At 47.6% G+C, this 25,795-nt stretch carries 25 protein-coding genes; 11 read left to right on the top strand and 14 right to left on the bottom strand.

The genetic code is table 11. The annotated features are described in order from the left end of the window. The first annotated feature begins 9 nt into the window (after positions 1-9). Together P397_RS0113965 and P397_RS0113960 are read left to right on the top strand one after the other, a co-directional pair. Entirely contained in the window at positions 10-480 is a 471-nt protein-coding gene (locus P397_RS0113965; protein ID WP_028106907.1) for a cytochrome c oxidase subunit II, read from the top strand. Then, complete coding sequence (locus tag P397_RS0113960) at positions 481-2,172, top strand: b(o/a)3-type cytochrome-c oxidase subunit 1 (protein WP_035414240.1); 1,692 nt, start codon at positions 481-483, stop codon at positions 2,170-2,172. 104 nt (positions 2,173-2,276) lie between these two features. On the opposite strand, the gene P397_RS0113955 is transcribed toward P397_RS0113960, so the two are convergent. From P397_RS0113955 to P397_RS0113935, 5 genes are all read right to left on the bottom strand, one after another. Continuing rightward, complete coding sequence (locus P397_RS0113955; RefSeq protein WP_026833830.1) at positions 2,277-2,906, bottom strand: response regulator; 630 nt, start codon at positions 2,904-2,906, stop codon at positions 2,277-2,279. Then, positions 2,903-3,928 (bottom strand): sensor histidine kinase, encoded by a 1,026-nt coding sequence (locus P397_RS0113950; protein WP_035414238.1) that lies wholly within the window; start codon positions 3,926-3,928, stop codon positions 2,903-2,905. The genes P397_RS0113955 and P397_RS0113950 overlap by 4 nt, the downstream gene beginning before the upstream one ends. Beyond that, positions 3,925-4,644, bottom strand: a complete 720-nt coding sequence (gene liaF / locus P397_RS0113945) for a cell wall-active antibiotics response protein LiaF (protein ID WP_026833828.1) — start codon at positions 4,642-4,644, stop codon at positions 3,925-3,927. Before liaF ends, P397_RS0113950 begins: the two co-directional genes overlap by 4 nt. 59 nt (positions 4,645-4,703) lie before the next feature. Then, positions 4,704-5,327 (bottom strand): PspA/IM30 family protein, encoded by a 624-nt coding sequence (locus tag P397_RS0113940; RefSeq protein WP_026833827.1) that lies wholly within the window; start codon positions 5,325-5,327, stop codon positions 4,704-4,706. A 62-nt stretch (positions 5,328-5,389) separates the two neighbouring features. Further along, entirely contained in the window at positions 5,390-5,767 is a 378-nt protein-coding gene (locus P397_RS0113935; protein ID WP_026833826.1) for a lmo0954 family membrane protein, read from the bottom strand. A gap of 271 nt (positions 5,768-6,038) precedes the next feature. Here P397_RS0113935 and rsgA point away from each other — a divergent pair, with 271 nt between their 5' ends. Continuing rightward, positions 6,039-7,088 (top strand): ribosome small subunit-dependent GTPase A, encoded by a 1,050-nt coding sequence (rsgA, locus tag P397_RS0113930; RefSeq protein WP_028106904.1) that lies wholly within the window; start codon positions 6,039-6,041, stop codon positions 7,086-7,088. A gap of 82 nt (positions 7,089-7,170) precedes the next feature. Here the strand turns inward: rsgA and abc-f are convergent, their stop codons facing one another. The 3 genes from abc-f to pflB all read right to left on the bottom strand — a co-directional run bounded on the left by abc-f (position 7,171) and on the right by pflB (position 12,111). Next, entirely contained in the window at positions 7,171-8,847 is a 1,677-nt protein-coding gene (gene abc-f, locus P397_RS0113925; protein WP_028106903.1) for a ribosomal protection-like ABC-F family protein, read from the bottom strand. 270 nt (positions 8,848-9,117) lie between these two features. After that, entirely contained in the window at positions 9,118-9,840 is a 723-nt protein-coding gene (gene pflA, locus P397_RS0113920) for a pyruvate formate-lyase-activating protein (protein WP_028106902.1), read from the bottom strand. Positions 9,841-9,861: 21 nt separating this feature from the next. Further along, entirely contained in the window at positions 9,862-12,111 is a 2,250-nt protein-coding gene (gene pflB / locus P397_RS0113915; RefSeq protein WP_035414236.1) for a formate C-acetyltransferase, read from the bottom strand. 347 nt (positions 12,112-12,458) lie between these two features. On the opposite strand from pflB, the gene P397_RS0113910 reads away from it, so the two are divergent. From P397_RS0113910 to P397_RS0113900, 3 genes are read left to right on the top strand one after another with little or no spacing between them, the layout of a single operon-like run. Further along, complete coding sequence (locus tag P397_RS0113910) at positions 12,459-12,890, top strand: hypothetical protein (protein ID WP_028106900.1); 432 nt, start codon at positions 12,459-12,461, stop codon at positions 12,888-12,890. 28 nt (positions 12,891-12,918) lie between these two features. After that, positions 12,919-14,094, top strand: a complete 1,176-nt coding sequence (locus tag P397_RS0113905) for a DEAD/DEAH box helicase (RefSeq protein ID WP_026833820.1) — start codon at positions 12,919-12,921, stop codon at positions 14,092-14,094. Then, positions 14,091-14,735: a hypothetical protein gene (locus tag P397_RS0113900; protein ID WP_028106899.1), complete on the top strand. Its 645-nt coding sequence runs from the start codon at positions 14,091-14,093 to the stop codon at positions 14,733-14,735. Before P397_RS0113905 ends, P397_RS0113900 begins: the two co-directional genes overlap by 4 nt. 85 nt (positions 14,736-14,820) lie before the next feature. Here P397_RS0113900 and P397_RS0113895 read toward each other — a convergent pair whose 3' ends face one another. The 6 genes from P397_RS0113895 to P397_RS18020 all read right to left on the bottom strand — a co-directional run bounded on the left by P397_RS0113895 (position 14,821) and on the right by P397_RS18020 (position 20,355). After that, positions 14,821-16,620, bottom strand: a complete 1,800-nt coding sequence (locus tag P397_RS0113895) for a sensor domain-containing diguanylate cyclase (RefSeq protein ID WP_028106898.1) — start codon at positions 16,618-16,620, stop codon at positions 14,821-14,823. 168 nt (positions 16,621-16,788) lie between these two features. Continuing rightward, positions 16,789-18,681 carry an ABC-F family ATP-binding cassette domain-containing protein gene (locus tag P397_RS0113890; RefSeq protein WP_028106897.1) on the bottom strand — a complete coding sequence of 631 codons (1,893 nt, stop codon included), beginning with the start codon at positions 18,679-18,681 and terminating at the stop codon, positions 16,789-16,791. Between the two features lies 1 nt (position 18,682). After that, positions 18,683-19,381, bottom strand: coding sequence for a lysophospholipid acyltransferase family protein (locus P397_RS0113885; RefSeq protein ID WP_026833816.1), 699 nt, complete (start codon positions 19,379-19,381; stop codon positions 18,683-18,685). A gap of 76 nt (positions 19,382-19,457) precedes the next feature. After that, a complete protein-coding gene (locus P397_RS0113880; RefSeq protein WP_012369519.1) occupies positions 19,458-19,715 on the bottom strand; it encodes a hypothetical protein in 258 nt (85 codons plus the stop codon). Positions 19,716-19,756: 41 nt separating this feature from the next. Then, a complete protein-coding gene (locus tag P397_RS0113875) occupies positions 19,757-20,062 on the bottom strand; it encodes a hypothetical protein (RefSeq protein ID WP_026833815.1) in 306 nt (101 codons plus the stop codon). A 125-nt stretch (positions 20,063-20,187) separates the two neighbouring features. After that, positions 20,188-20,355 carry a hypothetical protein gene (locus P397_RS18020; RefSeq protein ID WP_012369521.1) on the bottom strand — a complete coding sequence of 56 codons (168 nt, stop codon included), beginning with the start codon at positions 20,353-20,355 and terminating at the stop codon, positions 20,188-20,190. Positions 20,356-20,578: 223 nt separating this feature from the next. Between P397_RS18020 and P397_RS0113865 the strand changes: the two genes are divergently transcribed. From P397_RS0113865 to map, 5 genes are all read left to right on the top strand, one after another. Continuing rightward, positions 20,579-21,433 (top strand): S1-like domain-containing RNA-binding protein, encoded by an 855-nt coding sequence (locus tag P397_RS0113865; protein WP_026833814.1) that lies wholly within the window; start codon positions 20,579-20,581, stop codon positions 21,431-21,433. Between the two features lie 337 nt (positions 21,434-21,770). Then, entirely contained in the window at positions 21,771-23,366 is a 1,596-nt protein-coding gene (locus tag P397_RS0113860) for a DEAD/DEAH box helicase (RefSeq protein WP_026833813.1), read from the top strand. A 97-nt stretch (positions 23,367-23,463) separates the two neighbouring features. Continuing rightward, positions 23,464-23,730 carry a hypothetical protein gene (locus tag P397_RS0113855; protein ID WP_026833812.1) on the top strand — a complete coding sequence of 89 codons (267 nt, stop codon included), beginning with the start codon at positions 23,464-23,466 and terminating at the stop codon, positions 23,728-23,730. A gap of 72 nt (positions 23,731-23,802) precedes the next feature. Next, positions 23,803-24,993 carry an EAL-associated domain-containing protein gene (locus P397_RS0113850; RefSeq protein ID WP_026833811.1) on the top strand — a complete coding sequence of 397 codons (1,191 nt, stop codon included), beginning with the start codon at positions 23,803-23,805 and terminating at the stop codon, positions 24,991-24,993. Positions 24,994-25,007: 14 nt separating this feature from the next. Next, the gene (map, locus tag P397_RS0113845; RefSeq protein ID WP_369877630.1) at positions 25,008-25,754 is read left to right on the top strand and encodes a type I methionyl aminopeptidase; all 747 of its coding nucleotides are present in this window, start codon (positions 25,008-25,010) and stop codon (positions 25,752-25,754) included. Positions 25,755-25,795: the final 41 nt, after the last annotated feature.

The following is a 25,795-nucleotide window of genomic DNA, read 5'->3' as shown; positions in this document are numbered from 1 at the left end:
GGAAAGACGATGCATATTCATCGCTTAGAGAAAATTTGGCTGGGGTTTGGTTGCGTCATGTTGGCCGTCTTTTTAGGCATCATCGGTGTTTCAGCGTTCGCATCCGGAAATCAACCGCCATCTGATGCGACACTGATCGATCCGACGCAAGTTGATCAAACAAAACCGTTTGATCAACCGGGTCTGAAAAAGATTGACGACAACAAATATGAAGCGGTCATGGTTTCGCAAGCCTTTCAATTCACCCCGCAAGATATGGTGATCAAAAAAGGGGCAACCGTTAATTTTCTGGTGACCTCAAAAGACGTCGTGCACGGGTTTGAGATTGTGAAGACCAACGTCAACATGATGGTGGTACCCGGTCATATCAATTCGATCGAGTACACCTTTAAAAAGGCAGGCGATTATTTGATTGTCTGTAACGAATATTGCGGTACGGCACACCATATGATGTCGACAAAAATTAAGGTGGTGGACTAAATGAATGCCATTTCCCAAAAACTAAAAGAATTTGAGATGGAGCGCGGACTGCCGGCGACAGAAATCGGTCTAAAGGAAGCGAAACTGGCCTTTGCACACGTCAGCTTTTCTCTTGTCGCCTTGCTGATCGGGGGATTATGCGGATTGTTACAAACGCTTGTCCGGACAGGGGTCATTCCGGAAATTGCAGGAGTCGGGTATTATGAATTACTGACAGCCCACGGATTGATGTTAGCGATTGTGTTTACGACCTTATTTATTTTTGGATTATTGTTTTCATTTTTAGGACAGTCGTTTGGTCGTTTTGAAGAGTTTCCGAGACGGCTCGGTTGGGTCGGTTTTTGGTTCATGATGCTTGGTGTCGTACTCGTTACATGGATGGTGCTGGCGGGTGAGGCATCCGTGTTGTATACGTTCTATGCACCGTTAAAAGCTCATCCGGTCTTTTATATCGGACTTGTCATCTTCGTCGTCGGAACATGGATCTCTTCGGCAGCGATGTTCCGGATGTATGCGGATTATAAGCGGGAGCATACAGGTGTTCATCCGCCGCTGCAGGCATACATGAGCATCATGACGGTATTACTGTGGGTGGTCGCGACGCTTGGTGTTGCCGCGACGATTTTATTCCAACTCTTGCCGTTGTCGCTTGGTTGGACGGATAAGGTCGGGATTGAGTTATCGCGGACGCTCTTTTGGTACTTTGGACATCCACTTGTGTATTTTTGGTTGCTTCCGGCGTACATCGTTTGGTATACCGTGATCCCCAAAATCGTCGGCGGAAAGATTTTTTCAGATGCGTTGGCCCGGATGTCCTTTTTACTGTTTTTACTGTTTTCCTTCCCGGTCGGTTTTCACCATCAATTGCTGGAACCGGGGATATCGGCTTTTTGGAAATACATCCAAGTCGTGTTGACGTTTCTTGTCATCATTCCGTCCTTGATGACGGCGTTTTCGATGTTTGCGACTTTTGAACTGGCAGGGCGGCGTCAAGGCTCAACCGGACTGTTCGGTTGGATCAAGAAGATGCCGTACCGAGACGTCCGGTTCTTGGCTCCTTTTGTCGGAATGTTATTTTTCATCCCGGCTGGAGCGGGGGGAGTCATCAATGCGTCGCATCAATTAAACATCGTCGTCCACAATACACTTTGGGTCACCGGTCACTTTCATATTACGGTCGGAGCGGCCGTTGCTTTAACGTTTTTTGGAACAGCCTATTGGCTCGTACCATTACTGCGAGGACGGACGTTGACGAAACGAATCAATCGCATCGGACTGATCCAGACGGCGACGTGGACGATCGGTATGCTCTTCATGTCGACCGCGATGCATATTTCGGGTCTGCTTGGTAACCCGAGACGGACCGGTCCGGCCGCGTATTTTAAAGATTCACTGGTTGCCGACTGGATTCCGTATCACGTTGCGATGGCGATTGGCGGAACAATTTTGTTCATCTCGATTCTGTTGTTCCTGTTCGCCATGTTCCAGCTCGCTTTCCGTGCCCCGAAAGGTGTCGAAGCGTTTCCGGTTGCGGAAACAGAAGAAGCAGCGATGCAGACGCCACTTTTCTTTGAGAATTGGAAGTTGTGGATTTTTGTGACCTTTGCTTTGATTGCGTTTGCTTACACCGTTCCGATTTGGCATATGATTGAAAATGCACCGCCGGGAGCACCCGGATGGAAATTATGGTAAGCCGCTTCAAACGACAAACGACCGGGTTCCTCTGGCATACAGGGGAATCCGGTCGTTTTCGTTGAGTATAAGAGCAATTATAAGTATAAGAAAAATGCTGAAGATTATTTGACGATCCCGTGTTTAAAAGCATAGACGACGGCCTGCGTCCGGTCCACGACATCAAGCTTCGATAAAATGTTCGAAACGTGTGTTTTGACCGTCTTTAATGAAATGAAGAGTTCATCGGCGATTTCCTGATTCGCCATACCACGGGCCATCAGTTGCAGGACTTCCTGTTCGCGCTCTGTCAGATCATCATGAAGATGGCTGGTCGGTTTTCGTAATCGTTCCATCATTTTACCGGTCACCTGAGCAGCCATGACGGATTGACCACTTGCCGTTTTGCGGATGGCTTCCGCAATCTCGAAGGCGCTGGCTGTTTTTAAGACGTAACTCATTGCGCCGGCCTCGATGACCGGATACACTTTCTCATCATCCAAAAAGCTTGTAACGACAAGAATTTTTGCGTCCGGCCACTCTTTGCGGATCAAGCGTGTTCCCTCAACACCGTCGACCGGTTCCATGACTAAATCCATTAAAATCACATCAGGGCGATGTGCCAAGGCAAGTTCCGCTCCGACTTGCCCGTCCGATGCTTCTGCAACGACCTCGATATCTGGTTGCGTCGATAAAAAAGCGGATACACCTGCACGGACCATCTCATGATCATCGACTAATAACACACGTATCATACTTGCACCATCCGATCTTTTCTTAATTTTACTTCAATTTGAGTCCCTTGTCCCGGAACACTGACGAGGCGAATCGTTCCACCCATCTCAGCTGTCCGTTCCCGCATCGAATTGATTCCGTAAGAAGCGAGTTTTTTCTCATCGACGATGAAGCCGACACCGTCATCATTCATGCTTAAGATGACCGTATCATTAAATTGACGCAGCTCGATATCCATATGTGACGCTTTCGCATGACGTAACGCGTTGGTCAACCCTTCTTGGACGATCCGGAACAGTTCATTCTCAATCGGACGGGGGAGTTCGATGGCTTCGAGCTTCCAACTCAACTCAGTGGACTGCTTTCTAGATAATTCTTCTAACAGTTGCGTTAATCCTTGTTGGAGGGTCATGCCTTCCAGTTCGACCGGGCGTAACTGTAACAACAGGGAACGCATTTCGGACTGAGCGGTCTGGGCCATCGTTTCGACCAAATCGATTTGTTTCGCAGCAGTTTCAGGTTGGGTCAGAATCGTTTGTTTCGCGGCTGTCGTCATCATCGAAATCGCATACAGCTGCTGGGAGACGGAGTCGTGCAAATCACGGGCAAGCCGTTTTCGTTCTTCCGTAATGGCCTGAACGCGGACTTGCTCAATGTGTTGCGGGCGGGTGCTGATTTTTTGAACGGTTTCGACCTGCTCGTCAATCCGTTTGCCGATGCGGGACAGACGTGTCAACGTATGGAAGTAAGGACCATTCACGATCGTGACTTCTTTTCCTTGCTCTAGTTCGATGATGGCAGTCGTGACTTTCTTGAAATCACGGCGCAAAAAGAAGTAGTGGATACTCCCGATTGCTAGCGGCAATAAGAGCGATAAGCCGACGACCAGCAGAAAAACGGGAAAGTCCTGTTGACGGACGAAAAGTACATGCCAATCCACTTGGCGTGTACTTAAAAACAATAACGTCGTCATCACGGCAGTCAAAAAACCGGTCATGACTTGGAGCGCGATGACACCAAGCGGGAATTGATCACGTTTCATATGGAAGTCACCTCGACATTTCCGATACCAAGCATGACGTGAATCCGGACTTTTCGGGTCGCTTCATCATATTCAGGCGCCCGGTACTGGATTCGCCGGTTAAAGAACGTCGGAATACGTCGGACATCTGTTTTGACACTGCCGAACCCGATTGACGTATCGAGTGTATAGTCGTAGCCGGACGGCAATAAAATCCGGACGTCTCCGACGACACCACTGACGACGATTAACGTTTCGCCTTCCGGGACATAGGCGTGCGTCAAGTCGATTTCCAAATCGCGGACGATGAACTGTTCGCTCAAATCTTTTAAGACATACGGAAGTTCTTGTTGTGTCGCAAATGAATAGGCGGGTTGAATCTTAATGCCTTCTTCTTCATAGAGACTCGGTGAAATCTTAGAGAAGAAAAATTCCCGGACGGAGTGGCGGGTCACGAGAATGATTCCGAGATACAGCAGGATTCCGGCGATGACGAATCCGATTGCTGCTGAACTGAGGACGACACCGGCTAAGATGATGGTACCCACGACATAAAACAAGATAGCCAGTTTTTCATGATTTCTTTTTCGGAAATGAATGCCGACATAATACAGCAAGAACGGGAACAGAACCCCGAATAACACATTTCCTGCACCTGTCATCAAATCATAAAAGAGTCCGAGGGCGAACAGGATCGACACGTAGCCGACTAATTGTTTTGTACTTAATCGTCGCACGGGCAATCTCCTTCCTGACATGACAAAGGGAGGCATCAATGCCTCCTTCGTCCGAATACTTATTTTTGGAAACGACGTTCGAGATCGGCAATCCGGGCATCGATATCATCTTCTGCGATAGGAGCTTCCTCTACCTTCGTTTCAGTTTCCTCTGTTGTGAATGGATGTGCTTCTTGTTTAATAGTAGCATTTGGTTCGCGTTCTAGCACCTGGTTCATCTTCGATTTTAAATTCGAGACGTTTTCACGCATCATCCATTCATACCGTTTGTTTTGTAAATCTTCGAGTTTCAGTTTTAATTCAAGTGCTTCCCGCTCAAGTTCGTTTAATTCACGTTTCGTCTCTTCGATCAGTTCTTCGAAGAAGCGGAATTGTTCGCCGTAGTGCTTCGACTCGATGGCAGCCCGTTCGGCAAGCTCTTGTTCGCCTGCTTCTTTGGCGATTTCGACCTGCGTAAAGCGTTTGTCTGCTAACTCTTTGGCTTCATCTTGTTTATGCGTCAGTTCGACAAGCAACGTCCGCTGACGTTCAAGTAAACGATCAATTTCTTTTAAATCCGACTCAGTCGTCCGAATGTGGCGGACCAGCTTCTTAGCCGGCGCTTCCCCTTGATCGGCTGCTTTTTTAACTTCCGTCATCATTTGGTTCGCAAACTCGTTTAATTGATCAAATACATTTTTCATGAAAAATTCCTCCTTGGATGTTAGGTCAGCAAATTGTTTGGCAGTGATGTACTGTCTGCGTATCAGCGTTTTTGATCGAGGTCTTTCCAATCGGCTTCAAAGTGGGTCGAAGTGGTTGGACGACGGCGGGCAAACAATTGATTTAAATCGACGCGTTGCATTTTCATGCGCATGTATCCGATGTAAAGTCCGAGTGCAGCGGCGATTCCGACGACAGCCCAAATGTTCGACAAGGCAAGACCGATTCCGAGTGCAGCGAGTAATCCGAATCCGATTTTCGCAAAAACTTTTGATGTTTGGACAAACTTACTGATGGCATAAAATGCGAGGAGCGCACCGAGCCCGAGTCCGATCATGTGCGGTAATGTACCGATGACGACAGCGAGAAGGGCGAGACCGGCAAGTGCCATCAAGACCTGTTTTCCTTTTGATTGCTTCATGATGAAGCCTCCTTTTTCTTGATACTCTTATCTTAAGGGAAGAAGCAGGAAGGCACGACGCCCTTCGGACCGTACTTGTCTCCGACTTGAGGCGGAGTGTGAAGGTCTGACTTCCATGGCTTCGCTAGGTCCGGTCCGTATAATATGGTAAAATTCGACTAACAGAAACGAGAGGAGTGGTGTTTGATGAGTGCAACTAGCCACGTAACAGATCACATTACCGGAGTACAGGGAGGGGTTTCCCTCCCTTAAAATCAGAGGAGGAAACCATTTGAACGAATGGGGTAAAGTACCGACAGACAAGGTCGGAACAACTGAACAACTAGGACGTGTCACGGCGGTCTTCCAAAAGCAGTACCGTGTGATGACGGCTGATGGGGAAACATTAAGCGAATTGTCGGGAAAGATACGTTTTGACGCATTGACGAAAGCCGAATTGCCGGCAGTCGGCGATTGGGTGATTCAGACTGAGCGAGAAGCTTTCAAAGGACGAATCGAACGTGTCCTTCCGCGGACCTCACAATTTTCCCGAAAGGCAGCCGGGACGGAGACCGAAGAACAAATCATTTGTGCGAACGTTGATGTGGCATTACTCGTCATGGCGTTTGGACATGATTTCAACGTCCGCCGCCTGGAACGGTATTTGACGCTTGCCTGGGAGGCGGGGGTCACACCACTCATCGTTTTAACGAAAAAAAGTTTAATCGATTCAGTGGACGATTCACTTTCCGAGATTGAAGCCATCGCCTTCGGAACACCGTGTTTTGCCGTTGACTCGCTGACGGGAGACGGGCTGGGTGCGTTACAGGAAGTATTGCAACCCAATGAGACGATTGTGTTGGTCGGATCGTCCGGTGTTGGAAAATCAACACTCGTGAATGCCTTGGCAGGAGAACAGCTGATGGAAACGGGTGGCGTTCGGGAGGACGATGAGCGCGGACGGCATACGACGACACACCGGGAATTAAAACGGTTGTCGAGTGGCTTGTTACTCGTCGATACGCCGGGAATGCGTGAACTCGGACTATGGGATGGAACCGAGGGATTGGCATCAACGTTTTCAGACATCGAGACACTGGCGGAGTCGTGCCGTTTCCGTGACTGTCAGCACGGCGAAGAACCAGGCTGTGCGGTTCACGTCGCTTTGGCGAACGGAAGCTTGTCGCACGAACGATGGGAAAGTTTTCTGAAGCTGCAACGCGAGGTGGCATATGCGGAACGAAAACAAAATGTCGCTTTGCAGGCAGCGGAAAAAGAGAAGTGGAAGAAGATCCACAAGCAGGCACAGGCCCGAACGAAACTAAAATATCAAAAACGCTGATGTGAGTTAACATCACAAACGAACGACGCCTTTCTGATTAAACAGAGAGGCGTCGTTCGTTTTGTAAAAATAGATAAAGGATTTAATCCTGATCAAAATGAATCGTTCCCGTCAATTCATCGAGACGTCTTAAATCGTTCTGAATCGCTTGAATATCACTTGGTTGTTGTTCCCGGAGTAGTTTCGTTCCGACAGGATGGACGGTAGCTTCTTGATCTAACAGGATCGTCCGGTTCGAGAGTCGGTCATTGAAGTAACGATCGTGCGAAACGAACAACAGTTCACCCGGAAAGACATCGAGAGCCGCTTCGATTTGTTCGCGGGTCGTTAAATCCAAGTAGTTGGTCGGTTCATCCAAAATCAACAGACGGGCACCGGAAAAATAGAGCCGTAAGAAGGCGATTCGGCATCGCTCGCCCATGCTCGCTGCGTTAATGGGTTGATAGACCCGGTCACGCCGAAATAAAAAACAAGCGAGAAGCGTCCGCGCATCGGTCTCGGAAATCGTTGTCTCTTCCATCAAAGCGTCCAACAGGGAACCGGAAGTCGGCAAATTCGAAAGTGCCTGAGAAAAATAGCCGGTCGTCAGGGACGGATGACGTGTGATGGTTCCGTGAGTCGGATTCAGTTCACCTTGAATCAGCCGGAGCAGCGTCGTTTTTCCGGAACCGTTCCGACCGATGACGGCAATCCGGTCTCCTTGCTGGATGGAGAAGGTCAGCTGTTTCAATAGTGGGAGACTCGCGTAAGAAAAGGAAACGGCGTCCAATGAAAGCAACTGCTTGGCTGCAAAGGATGCGGCTTCAAACGCGACATGAACGGATGGTGCTGCTTCTGGTTTGGCAACCCGTTGATCCAGCACCTGTTCGAGCTGTTTTTCTTTTGCTTTGAACTTTTTCGCTTGTTTGGCTGCCTTTTTCTTGGCATATGGATCTCGTTCGCTTGCGTGGGCGACAGCTTGTTGATGCCAGTTTTGGTATTGATGGATCATCCGCTTCAGTTCCTTGCGTGTTTTTTCCTGTTTTTCATATTCGCGTTCTTGGGTCAGGCGTTCCTGTTCTTTTTGCTGGCGATACGTTTGGTAGTTGCCTTTGTAACGTGTTGCGAGACTCGGTGTCAGCTCAATGACGGCATCGGCCGTCGCATCGATGAAGGCACGCTCATGTGACACGTAAAGAATCGCGATGGGTGTCTGGTGCATCCAGTCAATCAACCAATCCAATGTGTCGGCATCCAAGTGATTGGTCGGCTCGTCTAGCAGAATGAAATCGGGTTGTTGGACCAACAGACAGGCGAGTTGGATCCGGGTCTGTTCGCCGCCGCTGAGTGTATCAAAGTGGTGAGACCAGACGTGTTCAGGCAGTTGAACTTCTTTTAACGCACGTGCTGCGTCCGCTTCGAGTGAAAAAGCATCAACATCCAGCGCGACTTGGTACGCTTCGATGGATGTCGAGTGAAGTGTTTGTTCCCGTGCCTGATAACGAACTTGATCGGCTTGTTCGACCAGGCGGAGTGCCGGTTCATCAGAAGAGAGGTGTTGGGCGACATGACCGGCGTTTGTATAGGCACGGAAGATCTCGCCGGACGTCGGCTTGATCTGCTGGAGGATGATTTGTAATAACGTGGTCTTCCCGACGCCATTGGCACCGACCAAGGCGACATGCTCACCTGGATGAACGGAAAACGAGATGTGTTGGAACAACGTCTGTTGCGGAAGCTCAACGTGTAAATCGTGAATTGATAAGATTTCAGTAGGCATATTCTCAGCTCCTTAGGAGTTCATTTCGATACAGATGAAATGAAAACACACCATCCGAAAGCGAGCGGATGGTGTGCAGGAGTGCAAATCAAAGAAGGTATCTTCCTGATGAGGGAAATACCGAAAATGAGCAGACTCGTAGCGTCAGTCATCCGCAACTCATTGCGAAAGTAATGAATTCTTTCATCATTAGACAGTAGCGAGTGAATGCTTCATTTCGGTATTGTACCTCCTATTCATAGACTATGTGTTCAGTGTAGCAACTTGTGGTCAGCAAGACAAGTAAGAATCGAGTAATGCTTGAGCAGCCGTTGCTTCTTCCATGCTTGGGGGAAGGACGTCTTTTAACGGATAGTCAAGACCAAGTGCTTCCCACTTGTAGACGCCGAGTTGATGATAGGGAAGGACTTCGATCCGTTCGACATTGCCGAGCGTTCGGATGAATTCACCGGTCTGACGGAGGAAAGTTTCCGTCATCGTCAAACCCGGGACCAGCACGTGGCGGATCCAGACCGGAATATTTCGTTCGGCTAACCGTTTCGCAAAGGCGAGCGTATTGGTATTACTCCGACCGGTCAGCAGCCGGCAGGTCGCGTCATCGATATGTTTGATATCGAGTAAAACCAGATCCGTGTAGTCGAGGATGCGATCGAGATTTTTAGGAACGACCGAGCCGGCTGTATCAATGACCGTGTGCAATCCTTTTTGTTTCGCTTCTCGCAGGGCAGCTTCAAGAAACTCCGGTTGGGCAAGCGGCTCTCCGCCGGAAAACGTGATACCGCCGCCTGTCGCATCAAAGAAGGACCGATAACTTTCCGCTTCTTCGACAATCGCTGTCGCGGAAACGGAACGACCACATCCGAATTCCCACGTATCCGCGTTATGGCAATATTGGCAACGTAAGGGGCAACCTTGCGTAAAGACGATGAAGCGAATACCGGGTCCGTCCACTGTCCCGCAAGATTCAACAGAATGAATCGTTCCGTATGTCATAATCCTTCAGTCCTTTCTTCGTTAAAGTGCTCCGTGGAATGTCCGGTTGATGACATCGATCTGTTGTTCACGCGTCAATTTGATGAAGTTGACGGCGTAACCGGAAACACGGATTGTCAGTTGTGGATAGAGTTCCGGATGTTCCATCGCATCGAGCAGGGTTTCGCGGTCAAAGACATTGACGTTTAAATGGTGTCCTTTCGAGGTGGTTCCGCCCATATAGCCGTCGAGCAATCCGACGGTGTTTTGAATCCGTGTCGGTTCATCCTTACCGAGTGCTTTTGGAACAATCGAGAACGTATAGGAGATGCCGTCGAGTGCATGCTCATACGGTAATTTCCCGACGGATGTCAGTGCAGCAACGGCCCCATTCGTATCTCGTCCGTGCATCGGATTGGCCCCGGGTGCGAACGGCTCGCCGGCACGACGACCGTCTGGTGTATTCCCGGTCTTTTTGCCGTAGACGACATTTGAGGTAATCGTCAAGACGGATTGAGTCGGTAACGCATCGCGGTAAGTCGGATGTTTCCGGATTTTTTCCATGAAGAGTTTGACGAGATCAACCGCCATCTGATCGACACGGGCATCATTGTTTCCGAATTTCGGGAAGTCTCCTTCGATCTTGAAGTCAACGGCGAGTCCGTTCTCGTCGCGAACCGGTGAGACTTTGGCATAGCGGATGGCGGACAGACTGTCAGCGACGACGGACAGCCCGGCAATCCCGCATGCCATCGTCCGGAGGATTTCCGGATCATGCAATGCCATCTCGATGCGTTCGTAACTGTATTTATCGTGCATGAAGTGGATGACGTTTAATGTGTTGACGTACAGTTCGGCCAACCAGTCGAGCTGACGGTCGTAAGCCGCCATGACCGTTTCATAATCCAAGACATCGTCGAGAATCAAATCGGTTTTCGGCGCAACTTGGATTTTGAGTTTTTCATCGATGCCGCCATTTAACGTATAGAGGAGTGCTTTTGCTAAGTTCGCGCGTGCTCCGAAAAATTGCATCTGTTTTCCGATTTTCATGGCAGAGACACAACACGCGATGCCGTAATCATCGCCATAAACCGGCAACATCAAATCATCGTTCTCATACTGGATCGAACTGGACAGAATCGACATTTTCGCACAAAATTCCTTGAAGCCGCGCGGCAATTGCGTCGACCAAAGGACGGTCAAGTTGGGTTCAGGGGCCGGACCGAGATTGACGAGTGTTTGTAAGAAGCGGAACGAACTTTTCGTGACGTTTGAGCGGCCGTCTTCACTCATCCCGCCGATCGATTCCGTGACCCAGGTTGGATCGCCGGAGAACAAATCATTGTAGTCCGGTGTCCGAAGGAATTTGACGATCCGCAGTTTCATGACAAAATGATCGACGAGCTCCTGAGCAGTTTGTTCCGTCAAGCGTCCGGTCTGCAAATCACGTTCGATATAAATATCGAGGAACGTTGAGACGCGGCCAAGCGACATCGCGGCACCGTTTTGTTCCTTGATGGCAGCGAGGTAAGCGAGGTAGACCCACTGGAACGCCTCTTGTGCCGTTTCCGCAGGACGGGACAGATCACAATCATAACGATTGCCGAGCTCGGTCAGTTCCTGCAACGCGCGAATTTGCTCATTCATTTCCTCACGGTCGCGAATCATCGATTCGGACAAAAAGCCACCGCGGTTCTGTAAGTCTTGTTTCCGTTGCTCAATCAAGTACGCTGTTCCGTACAACGCAACGCGACGGTAATCACCGATGATCCGACCGCGTCCGTAAGCATCTGGAAGTCCGGTGATGATACCTGCTTTTCGGGCGGCACGCATTTCGGGAGTATAGGCATCGAACACGCCTTGATTATGTGTTTTCCGGTATTCACTGAACGTCCGGGTGACGACAGGGTCCGCCTTAAAACCATAGGCTTCGAGCGCATCGTTAACCATCCGGATGCCGCCGTTCGGATGAATCGAGCGTTTGAACGGTTCATCGGTTTGGAGACCGACGACTTTTTCTAAGTCACGATCGAGGTATCCGGGACCATGTGACAGGATCGTTGAGGGTGTTGCAGCGTCAACGGCATATACACCACCGCGTGTCCGCTCTTCGCTTGTCAAACTCATGATTTGTTGCCACAGTGTTTCTGTCGCGACCGTCGGACCGGCCAAGAATTGATCGTCGCCGCGGTATTCCGTCCGATTCCGTCGAATGAAGTCGGCTACATCGATTTGATTGGACCATTGTCCTGCTTCAAATTGTTGCCATGCTTGCGTTTTTTCGAGTAACATCATGAACACTCCTTCGTTTGTAAGGTAGACAGTTCAACACATATCCCTTATGTGAATAGTGTAACAAACATTCGTATGCGAGAGTTTTACATCCCTGTGAAAGCTCAGTGAATGTGAAAAGTGTTGGTATGCCTGGATTCGGCGTGTTCTGTATCATTCAACGACGAGCAGCGGAAAAACAGACGATTGGCGGAAAGACACAGGAATTTTGAATCTGTATCATTCTTTTTTTCTGAAAAGCACAGGGACAGTTTGTGTTGTGATAAAAGTCACATCAGGTTGTCTTGTAATTTTATGAAGTATCGTTGACAATGAAAAAGGGAATATAGACCGTGGAGGTGCATAAAATGGATTTTTTGCTGTTGGAAGACCGTGCCGATTATAGAACAGGTGATTGGGTGACGTTAAAAGTATCGACTGAAGGAACACCGCGAACGGGAATGATTACGGAGTTTGAGGAAGACGGCTTTTGGATTCGTTTTGAAGATGATTTTGATTTTGAAGATTTCATCGGATATAAAGAAAAATACTTGGCGAAGCTGATTCGTCGCCCGAGTGATGTCCGATCCGATTACCCGGTGCTCGGTCAGTTTCCGAAACTGGCGGATGAACTGCAAGACCGGGTCATTCAAGGGTTTGATATTTTGACGGAAGAAATAAAGAATGACCAGGAAGTGGTATATCACATCCGGCTCATCGACGCCGGAAACGAATACACACAAACGTTACGTGGTCTGCGTGACGAAACGACCGATCAATTTGAATATGTCACAGAATGATGCAGAAGAGAGTAGGAGAATACACGTTATGGACTTTATGAAACCTTTTATTACAGAAGCATGGGAGCGTGCACGTTTCGAGACGATGATGCCGGTCCAAGAACAGGCGATTCCGTTGTTACGGGACAGAAAAGATGTGTTGGTCGAAGCACCGACCGGAACCGGAAAAACATTGGCTTATGTCATTCCGGCCTTAGAATTGATTGACGCAGCGGAGCCGCATATTCAAGTCGTCATCACAGCACCGACACGTGAACTCGTCATGCAGATTCACCAAGTCATTCAACTGTTTGCACAAGGCAGCGGGATTAAATCAGGAGCCTTCATCGGTGGCGTCGAATTAAAACGTCAACACGAACGGTTGAAGAAAAAACCTCAAATCATTGTCGGGACACCAGGACGTCTGGTGGAATTGATTGATTCTAAAAAACTCAAGATGCACAAAGTAAAGCTGATTGTTTTAGATGAAGCGGATCAAATTTATGAGAGCGGCATGAGTGCATCGGCAACGCGGATTGCCAACAGTGCACTCCGTGACCGGCAGTTGGCTTTTGTTTCGGCAACATTACCGGAGCGGACGGCCGAGTGGGGGAAAACATTGTTTGCGAACGAGCCGGAACGCATTCGCGTCGAACGTGCCGTCAGCACACAAGTGAAATTTGGTTATATCGAAATGTCACGCCGTCTCAAGCCTGAATATTTACGCCGGTTGGCGAACATGCAGGGAGCAAAAGTACTGACCTTCATCAATAACCGTTCTTTCTTGGGACCGCTCAATGGAGAATTAAGCAAGTTCTCATTGAAGTATCGGATTTTAGATGCTGAAAAAGGAAAGCGGGAACGGATGGAGACACTGCGTTCTTACAAACGGGGAGAGTTCCCGTTACTTGTGACAACGGGATTAGCCGCACGTGGACTCGATATCGAAGCCGTCACACATGTCGTGCATTATGATTTACCTGAATCATTTGATGACTTTGTTCACCGTTCGGGACGTACGGGACGTGGGAATGCTTCCGGAATGGTGTTAGCTCTTGTCACGGATCACGATTTAAGACACCTGAAAACATTGGCGAAACAAATGGGTGTGGAGATGGAAGAGATGGAGATCTATCGGGGAGAAGTGATTCCGAAACGGGAAGTCACTGAACCGGAAACAATCAAACGACCGGCGAACCCACACCGGAAAGGACCTACACGATGAAAAGTGAGCGAAAGATAATCCCTTTTCCGACGACTGTATCGGAAGCAGAGATGAATACAGCGCTTAAAACGATGTATCAAGAAGCGGCGACTGCCCGAAGTACGGACTGGGTCGCCTTCATCGAAGAAATTGCAACGGAAGGCCGTTGGTATCTAAAAGATGCTGAATTATTCCGTGATCTGTTTGTCGATTGGGCGATTTTTTATGAAACCGATGAACAGGGAAAAACATCACACGGTCGTTTCTTGGAGCAAGTCAAGGAAGACATGTCACCGAGTTTGTATCGGGCGCTGAGAGGATTGGCGGATCCGGTTCCGTCGCTGTTTCTCGTCGAAGAAGAAGGCGTCGTCGACATCATGTCAAAACAGACGTATCAGACTGACTTAGCGGAGATTGAGGTCGAAACAGGAGACTTACTGATTGGGAAGTTGCTGTATATCTCGGGCAAGTGGCGTTTTGCGATTGCCTATATGAAAGTCGCTAAAGCACTTGTTCCGGAAGTCCGGATTCTGTTAGCTGATTTTGTGGATGAGGTCGGAGAAGATGCACTGTTACGGCAATACCCTGAATTTTGCGCCGAGCTGATTGATTTGTTGCTCGACATCGAAGAAGGCAATATCGCACCACGTCCGGAAGCATAAGAAGAAAAGGCTGACGCAAAAGTTGGTCGTTATACAGAATGGGGGCCGATGTAAAAATCGGCCCCCCATTCTCGTTCAGACGAAGTTACTCGTTTTTTTCGTCGGATCGGTATACGCCAATCCCGTTTTTATCGTGGTTTTTGACCCGATACATGGCAAGATCAGCTTGTTTGATCCATTGTTCCAAATCAGCCCCGTCCTCTTGACGGGCGATGCCGATACTAGCGGTGACAGATAAAGCCTGATCGTGATAAACGTACGGTTGACACAGCAACGTCAAGAAGTGTTTACAACGCCGGCGTAACGACAGCTCATCTTCAGCGGCCGTCAACAAGGCGAATTCATCTCCGCCAAGACGATAAACGGATTCCTCCCCGTGCAGTTCAGCGGAAAGGCGTTGTGCGACTTCGATCAGGATGAAGTCACCGGCTTCATGGCCGTGCGTATCGTTGACGAGCTTAAAGCCGTCCAAATCGATGAGTGCCAGATAGTTGAGGGAGGACGATTTTTGATGAAACGTTCGTTCGAGTGAACGGCGATTCCCGATATCCGTTAATCCATCATGATAAGCATGGTATTCAATCCGTTGTGTTCGTTTCATCCGCTCTGTAATGTCGTGAAGAATCAAAAAATGACCAACAGGTACTGTGGCGATTTTGATCGGGATCGGAATCAATTCAAATTGTTGATGCGCTTCGTTGTGATAACGGGTAATTCCTTTAGCCAGTGCCGCTTGCAAGTGTTGGAGTTCATGTGTCGGCGTATCAATCGTCATGGCGGATAACTTGAAGATCTGTTGAGCAGAACGATTCGCATAGATGATTTGTTGTGTTTGATTCAACCGGATGATCGGGTCAGGGTGACCTAAAAAAAGCGGGATGACCTGCTGTTCACTTTCCCTGATTTGTTCTGTCCGGTGTTGAATGCGTGTCGCCAATTGTTCATTTCGTGTATCCAGCTGTTTGACGATCGACGTATGTTGTCTCGTAATCAAAATCTGTCGGATGATCAATAAAAATAAAATGATGAAGATGTCCCGTTTCTCACCTTCTTGCTCGATCAGGTAGTGAACAAATAAAGGCAATGACAAAAAGGGAAGCCAAACTCTTTGGACGATCGATGACGTATCCGAACCCTCATAAATATGGTCGATGTGCCAAAGGATTGCTGCGCTTTGAGCCAGACGAATCAATATCGGTGAAAAAATCAAATATTGGGCCGTGAATTCCGGGAAATAGACAGATGAAATTTCGTAAATGCCTCGAATAAAAATCGATAAAAACAGTAAAAATAAAGTCGTCCGTGAGACCCAATGGGTCTCTTGAATGAAGAAAAAGTAAAAAAATACGAACAGACCAAGTGATGTATTGATGATGACGACTAACGAATAGGGAAACGGATTGATTGCAGGATTGACCCATTCGTTAAGACCATGAAACGCGACGAGGGCCAAAAAGATGACCAGGATCATCGCATCCATAAACGCCAGGACATGTTGACCAAAACTTTTTTTAGAGGCCACGCGGTAAAAAATAGCGTACAGGAATAAGTAATGCGATAACGAAAACAACACTAAGCTATAAAGTCCGGAAAAGTTGTCCGAAAAACTGAACAAATGAATGGTCTGCAAAATGGAACCGATAACCGACAAGGTCAGCGATCCGAGAGCGAGCAACCAAAAATTCCGGCGTGGAACAATCAGTTGCTGTTCTTTTCGATAAGCAACGATGATAAAAAAGGCAATCAAAAAAAGTGAAAGATACTGTAACACCTGCTCGACGATGATGTTTGAAATCGATTCCTGCGTAGACGCAATCAGCATTAACGTCACTGAAATGAGTAGCAGTGGTGGGAACCATTTTATGAAATAGGGAGATTGCTGCATTAAACCGCCTCCTAAAGATGACCTGCGATGACGTGACTGGATTAACCAACTTTTCCCGTCTTTTTTCTATCATACACTGCTTTTTCCCAGTTCATTCAATTCAAAAAAATAAATCGTATCCGAACGTCTCGTGGACGAAGGGATACGATTCAGAAAAGGAGGAGGGACTTACTTTTTATAATTTTCGTACGCCTCAATTTTTTCAGAGAGGTAGGTCCAGTATTCCATCAATTGATCGATCTTCGCTTTTGCTTGTTCGATCTGTTGGTAGATATCATTGACCTGACCAAGGTCACTTCCGGACGAAGCGAGTTGCTGTTCAAGTGACTCAGCATGAAGTTCAGCTTCTTCAATTTGAGCTTCAATCGTTTTCCAGTCGAGCTGCTCTTGATAACTTAATTTTTTCGGTACTTCAACGACTGTTTTTTCGACAGGAACAGCTTCTTTCGTGACCGGTGCGTTGGCAGGAGCGGGTTCCCGTTGCTCCAAGTAATCGGTATATTGTCCGTAATAAGACACGACTTCTCCGTTCTCAAAGGCGAGTAACCGATCGACGACGCGATCAAGGAAATAGCGGTCGTGACTGACGGTAATGACCGTTCCCGGGAACGATTCCAAATAGTCTTCGAGAACAGAAAGGGTTTCTGTATCCAAGTCATTGGTCGGTTCATCGAGAAACAGTACGTTCGGCTCATCCATCAAAATCGTCAACAGCTTCAAACGTCTTTTTTCGCCGCCGGATAATTTGCCGATCGGTTTATACTGTGCCTCCGGCTTAAACAGAAACTGTTCGAGCATCTGACTTGCCGTGATTTCCTGCCCGTCCAGCGTCGTGATGACTTGGGCAATCCGTTCGACTTCCTCGATGACACGGCGCTCAGGGTGACTGAATTCGGCAAACTGACCATAAAAGCCGACCTTCACTGTCTCACCATGAATGATCTCGCCGCTCGTCGGTTCTAAACGTTTGGCAAGAATCGATAACAACGTTGATTTCCCGCTGCCGTTTCGACCGACGATCCCGTACCGTTCTTTGCGACCAAACAACCAGTTAAAGTCACTGAACAATGTCCGGTCACCAAACTGCTGATGGACAGCGACGGCCTCGATGACTTTTTTGCCGAGCCGTGTCGAACCGACTTGAACTTCGAGTGCGGCTTCATCTTCCTCGTACGATAACTCTTGCAAGGCATCGACCCGTTGAATCCGTGCCTTTTGTTTCGTCGTCCGCGCTTTTGCCCCGCGCCGTAACCACGCCAGTTCACGGCGCAGGATGTTTTGGCGTTTTTCTTCCATCGAAGCAGTCCGTTCACGGCGTTCGGCCCGTTTCTCAAGAAACGATTCGTAGTTGCCGACATAAAAATAAGCTGTTCCGTTGGCAATCTCCATCATATGGTTCGTGACACGGTTTAAAAAATACCGGTCGTGGGTGATGAGTAAGATGGCGCCCCGGTACTCTTTGATCTGTGATTCAAGCCAAGTGATGGTCTCGGCGTCCAATTCGTTTGTCGGCTCATCGAGCAACAATAAATCGGCCTCGTCTAACAAGGCTTCCGCCAATCCGACACGTTTGCGCTGGCCGCCGGACAGCGAACCGATCGTTGCCTCGAGATTCGTGATGCCCAGCTTATTTAAAATCATTTTCAAGCGTGATTCGGTGTCCCATGCATTCGCAGCATCGATTTCCGTTTGCGCACTGATGAATCGCGTCAATAACGTTTCATTTGCGGGATCCTGCTCAAGGGCGAGGCGGGCGATTTCATAATGGCGCAGGGCATTGATCGTTGGTGTGTTTCCGGACAATAAGACTTGCATGACCGTTTGATCTTCCGGATAATCCGTTGACTGCGACAGCAGGCGGATCCGGTAATCATTTGGGTGATGGAGTTCACCAAAGTCAGCCGTTTCTTGTCCGGCTAGTATATGAAGTAATGTCGATTTTCCAGTACCGTTGACACCGATGATTCCGATGCGATCACCGGGACTTACGGAAAACGTGACATCTTCGAAAACAATCTTATCGGCGAATTCTTTTTTTAGTTGATCGACTTTAAGTAACATGTCAGACTCCTTCTACAATTTCCTTGATTTGTTGTTCGACCGTTTGGACTAACTCTTTTTGAGTCATCGTCGCAGGATCGATGGGTTTTAAAATCGTCACGTCGACAGTGGCCGGGCGAATACGTCCCGTTTCCTCCATGACACGATAGCTGCCGGAAATCGCGATCGGGATGACGAGCGCACCGCTTGACGTCGCAAGTGTAAAGCTGCCTGCTTTGAATTCGGCAACCGGTCCTCCTTTTGAACGTGTCCCTTCCGGAAAGATGATCATGGATTGTCCGTCTTTGATCGTTTCGATTCCGGCACGGATAGCCTTGAGGGATTGCCGACGATCTTTGCGATCAATCATGACACACCCCATCAGATTCATCCAGACATTGACGATGGGAATCTTATTGACTTCGATTTTTGAGATGAAGGCTTTCGGCTTGTCGATCTTACCAAGTAAAATCGGTACGTCAAAATTCCCTTGGTGATTGGCGATGAAAACAACCGGTTGATCAGCGGGAATGTGTTCTTGTCCCGTCATGCGAACTTTGACGCCCGCAAGACGCAACAGTGAATTGGCCCAAGTTTGTGCAACTTTTTGCGTATAAGCATACCGCGCAGCGTGCGTTCGACGTTTTGCCCCCGGAAGAAACGGTAATGTAAGGGGTAGAACCAGTCCAAAAAAAATGAACCAGATGATAGTGCGTAACATAGTGGCATCAGACTCCTTTTCCTCATTCCTTATTATTGTACAAAAAAAGACCGGGTATCGCACCCAGTCTTCCTCATCATTCCCAATAACGCGGTTCTGATTCCTCTTCGGTTTCGCCAAGCTCAAACGTCAAGCGTCGTGTCGTTGGGTCAATCGAAAAAGAAGCATTGGTATTATCAATCTGTTTGATCTCCATCGACTCTTCGTCAAGGATCAGTGTCAAGCGGACCTTGTCCTCATGATCGACAAGCAGCACACCGTCTTCTTTCAGCCAAAGATCAATGACAGGTGAATAACGAAGGGTCCAACCGTTTGATAAAGGTATTTCATTCATAGTGACTCGGTTCCTCCTAATAAGAAGTTAAATCAGATTCTTTATTTATCATGCTGTTCTGTCGCGGATAATGCAAGTGGTGGAATCGATTCGCGTTGATCGTAAGACAATTGGTACGATTGTTCCCGCTTTTTCATGCGTTCATACTGTTTTTTGACACGACGATGCTGCACATATTCATGATAGGACTGATGAGACGTCCGAAGGAGCTGTCTGAACGAAGAGAGCGACAAACAAATGGCGAGTGTGAAGACGAAAACACCGATTGAATCCGTGTAATAACCGGACGTATAGCTTAAATATGTACTGATGAGACCCGTTAGCGTCGTAAAAAGATAAAACCACATGACTTGCCCTCCTTAGTTAAATGGTAATGACACCTTTTAAAGAATTCGTGATGAACAACCGATTTCCTGTATCGCCCAGTAAAACTTCGGAAAAAATAAAAAAATCCACACGGAAGGTGTAGATTTTAGGGTGTATCGATATGTTGGAGTGCTGGTGTCTTCGGAGACAGATCAGTACTGTTCGAACCTTCTGCGAAAACAATTCCGATCGTTGCAAGGAATGCAAAAAATGCAAATACCAATGTTTTTGTAAAGCGTCTTGCGAAAGAACGCGATTGAATGTTATGAAACATGTTTTTCCCCCATATTTACCTAAACTAAACCTTCTTTTTCCTATTGTTTTATCATAGCTCTTTTTGTCAAAAAAATCACTCAAATCAGAACCGTTCACAGAAATGTCATATTTGATCCGGCTTGCTTCATGTCAGAGAGGGGAGAAAAAAGAGTATAGTATGGTAGGTGATACGCAGAAACCGGGAGAAATCAATGGAACTCATAGAAGGGAGATGACCACAAATGGCATTACGCGCAGGGCAGGTTGTCACATTAAAAGTAGAACGAGAAGCAGAATTCGGTGTTTTCTTGAGTGACGGGGAAGAAGACATCTTACTTCATAATAATGAACAAACTAGAAAGTTAGAGCTCGATGAAGAAGTAGAGGTCTTTCTTTATCAGGACAACGAAGGGCGTCTCGCTTCGTCGATGACGATTCCGGAAGCATCGTTTGAGGACTATGTCAAAACGACGATCAACGGGACACGTTACAATACAGGTGTCTTCGCAAACATCGGTATTCAGAAAGATGTTTTAGTCTCGCTTGACGATTTACCGCAACGCCGGACATTTTGGCCGGAAGAAGGAGATCAATTATACATCCGTCTGAAACACGATCAAAAACTTCGTTTGCTCGGAGATCCCGCTCCTTATGCTTATTTCAACTTACGTGCGACACCAGCACCGGAAGAGTGGAATAACATGGATGTTGAAGGGCTTGTATTCGCTCAACGTGATCCGGGTGTAAACGTCTGGGTCAACGAACAAACGATTGGTTTTCTGCATGAACAAGAGATGGAGCGGTGGCCGCGTCTTGGAGAAGTTATGAAATTACGGGTGACAAATGTGAAGCCAGATGGTACAGTATTACTTTCAGCAAGACCACGTGCTCACGAGGCAATCGACATCGATGCGGATTTAATTATGACTCACCTGCTTGAACATGGTGGTCAGATGACGTATGGTGATAAGACACCTCCTGAGACGATTGATGAGGTATTCGGCCTAAGTAAGGCTGCCTTCAAACGTGCTTTAGGTCGATTGTTGAAAGACAAAAAAATAGAAAAACATGAAACGGGTATCCGGTTAACGAAATAAGTTAGCCCATTGAACCTACGTTTCGAATAAATAGTTAGGAATTCATCATTTTGGTGGTTGCGGCTGGTATTTACCGGCGACCATTTCCAAATAAAACCCCATCACTAGTGGGGGCAAGCGGCGCGAATTCAAGCGTTGAACGGTCCGGGCATCATGCCTTTCCCTCGCCCTTATGGCAACGATTATGATGGTGACTTCCCTAAACATTATTATATGCAGAAATAGCCTCTATCTTTAAGGATGAGCTTCTGCTATAATAGGTAGTCGATTGTATTCGTTACGGTAGCGTCTGTTTAGTGGCAGACGCTTTTCATATGACAAAGGAGAGTATTTAGCATTGACAACATTTCGTGAATTAAATCTTAGTGAGGCACTTATCAAAGGTGTCCTAAAAATGGGCTTTGAAGAAGCAACTCCAATCCAAGCAGAAACAATTCCAGTCGGTCTTAGCGGCGTTGACTTAATCGGTCAAGCACAAACAGGAACAGGGAAAACAGCGGCATTCGGTATTCCAACGATCGAGCGTCTTGATGCAAAATCGCGTCATATCCAAGCGTTGATCCTTGCTCCAACTCGTGAACTTGCGATTCAAGTAGCAGAAGAACTTAACCGCATTGGTGAAGTGAAACGTGTTCATGCCTTGCCAGTATACGGTGGTCAGCAAATCGACCGTCAGATTCGTGCGCTTCGTAAGAACCCGCAAATCGTCGTCGCGACACCTGGTCGTCTAATGGACCACATGAACCGCAAAACATTAAACCTTGATCACGTTCAAACCGTCATCTTGGATGAAGCAGATGAAATGTTGAACATGGGCTTCGTGGAAGATATCGAAAAAATCTTGGGTACACTTCCACCAACTCGTCAAACACTTTTATTCTCTGCGACAATGCCACCACAGATTCGTAAAATCGCAGATCGTTTCATGACGACTCCGACTCACATCAAAGTAAAAGCAAAAGAAATGACAGTCGAAAACATCGACCAATCATTCATCGAATTAAAAGAAAGCCAAAAATTCGACGTCCTTTGCCGCTTGATTGATACGGATTCTCCGGAACTCTCGATCATCTTCGGTCGTACGAAAAAACGTGTTGATGAAATGACAGAAGGTCTTATCCAACGCGGATACACGGCTGACGGTTTACACGGTGACTTAACACAGGCGAAACGTGACCAAGTCATCCGTCGTTTCAAAAAAGGAACAATCGATATCCTTGTCGCGACAGACGTTGCGGCACGTGGACTTGATATTTCAGGCGTCACTCACGTCTACAACTTCGATGTACCACAAGATCCGGAGAGCTATGTTCACCGTATCGGTCGTACAGGTCGTGCTGGTAAAACAGGATCAGCGATCACATTTGTTACACCACGTGAATTTGGTCAAATCAAAACAATCGAACGTGTAACAAACAAGAAAATGTCACGTCGTCACGCACCGACACTTGACGAAATCTTGGAAGGTAACTTGAAGCTTGCTGCACAAGAATTAATCAAACGTGTAGAAGCGAAAAACTCGCAAGAGTATACAACACTCGCTCAAGAACTTCTTGAAGAGTATGAAGCAGTTGAATTAATCGCAGCAGCACTTAAAGGATTGACGAAAGAGCCGGATGCAACGCCAGTTCAAATTTCTTCAATCGAGCCAATCCGTGTCAAACGTTTTGGTAGCAACGGTGGCGGTGGAAACCGTCGTCCTTACGGCAACAAAGGTGGATCAGGTTCTGGTTCTTCTTCTAACCGTAGCAGTGGCGGATACCGCGGCAGCAACCCGCGTGGTGGAGAACGTCGTGAAGGCGGTCGCCCATCTGAAGGAAACCGTAGTTCTTCTTCATCGTCATCAGATCGTCGTGAAGGTGGATACGCTGGCCGTAACCGCAGTGAAAGTGATCGCAACCGTGGTGGACGTAAACCACGTTTTGAAAAATAAGAAGTTTGAACCGATTTGTCACAGACAAGTCGGTTCTTTTTTATGAACTGTCATGATAAAATGAGCAATGAAAGATATAGAGAGGGCGGAATCGTTCGTGTATACAATCTACGCTGTAGCATTCATTTGTCTGATTGTGCTTGTCGTCGCGACGAAACGAATTAGTGAGCGGACGACGAAAGGGCATTTCCGTTATATTCCGTTGGCGAGCCTGCTATTCGGAGGGATTATTTTCCTTGTCCTTGCGATTGGGAAAGGCGGGGCGACCGGCATTCAATACGGTGTCCTCAGCATCATCTATCTCACGGCAACATTTGGTGTTTATCTGTACATCGCAATCAGAAAAGATACGACCTTATTTTAAAGACAGGACCTCTCTGATTACAGAGAGGTTCTTTTTTTGATAAGATGGAACAAGAGAAGAGGGGGGAGCAGAATGGATGCATTAGATGTCATTGTTCATCCCGAACAGATTGAGGCCTGGTTCCAACCAATCGTTGGTGCGGCGCCTTTTAAAGTAGAAGGGTATGAAATTCAGTCACATTTCCGTGGAGAACCGTTAAAACCATTTTTTCAAGAAGATGACGTTCCGATTGAGTACCAATTGGAAGTGATGAGTCACGTCATCCGGCACGCGTTTCAAAAAGTGCCGGCCGATGCGCATTCCTTTGTCCTGATTCGTTGCCGACCGGCTTGGTTGTTTGAAAACGGTGGCGAAGATTTCTTGAGTATCTTACGTGATGCGCAAATTGATTTTCCGGAAGAACGGTTGTATGTCACATTAACCGATGTGCAAGTGGATGATTTTGACCGTCTTGGTCGAATCGTCGCCTACTATCAGAATTCCGGTCTGAAAGTGGCGCTCGACCGGGCGGAAGCGACAAGTCTCGAACGGGTGTTTTCGATGTCACCGGACATGCTGATTGTTGATTTAGCATCGATGATTGAGAAAAAAACGGTTTCCGCCAGTTATCCCCACCTGTTACAGACGATGGAACATCTCTGTGATCAGCTCGGGGCACCGTTACTTTACAAAAACATCAGTCACCTCGGTCAATTGCGGTATGCCTGGCAGCATGGTGGACGGTACTACATGGGCAATCTGTTAGGCGAAACGACGCCGGACTGGGTGACGACATGTCCCGGGATGGAGATTCTTCTGCATGAGGTACCGATGTTTTACAAATATGACCGGGAACAGATGAACCGGTTGTTTCAACTCGAGCAAGACTGGACGGTTCGCTTTAATGAATATTGCCAGACGGTCAAACCAGATGAAGCACTTGATGATTGGCTGTTGATGTTGGCGAAGAAAATGGAACCTGAATTCATCCGGTTTTATATTACGGATGCCAATGGCTTCCAACAATCGTCGAATATCAGTAAAAAGAGCGGGGACTGGAAACGGTATTCCTTCTATCGAGGATACAACTGGAGTTTCCGACCGTATTTCATCCGGACGACAGTGGCGATGGAACGACGTCATACCGGTTACCTGTCTGATCGATATGTCGATTTTAGTTCGGGCGAACAAACACGGACGTTCAGTATGCCGCTGAATAACGGTATGTTTCTATTTGCTGATATTTCAGCCGAATACCTATATCAAGCACGACTAAGTGAATGAGGAGGAAATGAATGATGTTAGATTATGATTATGAAGCCTTACGCGAAATTGGACGGATCGTTGCGATTGCACGCGATGAGATGGCAAAGGCAGTCACACCGGGAATCACGACAAAAGAATTAGATGAGATTGGTGCGCGCATACTTAAAGAACATGGTGCCGAATCGGCGCCAATCGTCATGTACGACTTTCCGGGTGCGACATGTATCAGCGTCAACGAAGTGGCGGCGCACGGAATCCCTGGCGCGTATGTCATTCAAGAAGGCGATATCGTCAATGTCGATGTCTCAGCCGTCAAGAATGGCTATTATTCCGATACGGGAAAAACGGTCATTGCGGGGCAAGCACGCCGTCCGGAAGACGTTCGCTTAGTCGAAGTCTCCCTGTCGGCGCTCGAAAAAGGGTTGGAGAAGGTCAAGGCCGGAACAAAGGTCAACCAGATCGGTAAAGCGATTTATGCAGAAACACGGAAAAGTGGATTTACCGTCATTCGTAATCTGGCAGGTCACGGATTAGGCAAAACCTTGCACGGGGAACCGGAATCGATTTCGAACTATTTCAGCCGCGAAGAAAATGACCTGCTCAAAGAAGGGCAAGTCATCGCGGTCGAAACATTCATCTCGACAGGAGACGAATTCTGTATGGAAGATGAAAAGGACGGATGGACATTATATACACCAAACAAAAGCCTCGTGTCTCAGTTTGAGCATAGTGTCATCGTTCTAAAAGACGGCTATGAAATCTTGACGAAAGTCGATTAAGTACAAGCTTTTCATCAGGATAAACAAGAGCAACGGAGTCC

The organism is Exiguobacterium undae DSM 14481, from assembly GCF_000620805.1.
Taxonomy (GTDB): domain Bacteria; phylum Bacillota; class Bacilli; order Exiguobacteriales; family Exiguobacteriaceae; genus Exiguobacterium_A; species Exiguobacterium_A undae.
Note: the sequence above shows the minus strand (reverse complement) of the source record. Positions and strands in the feature narration are given on the sequence as shown.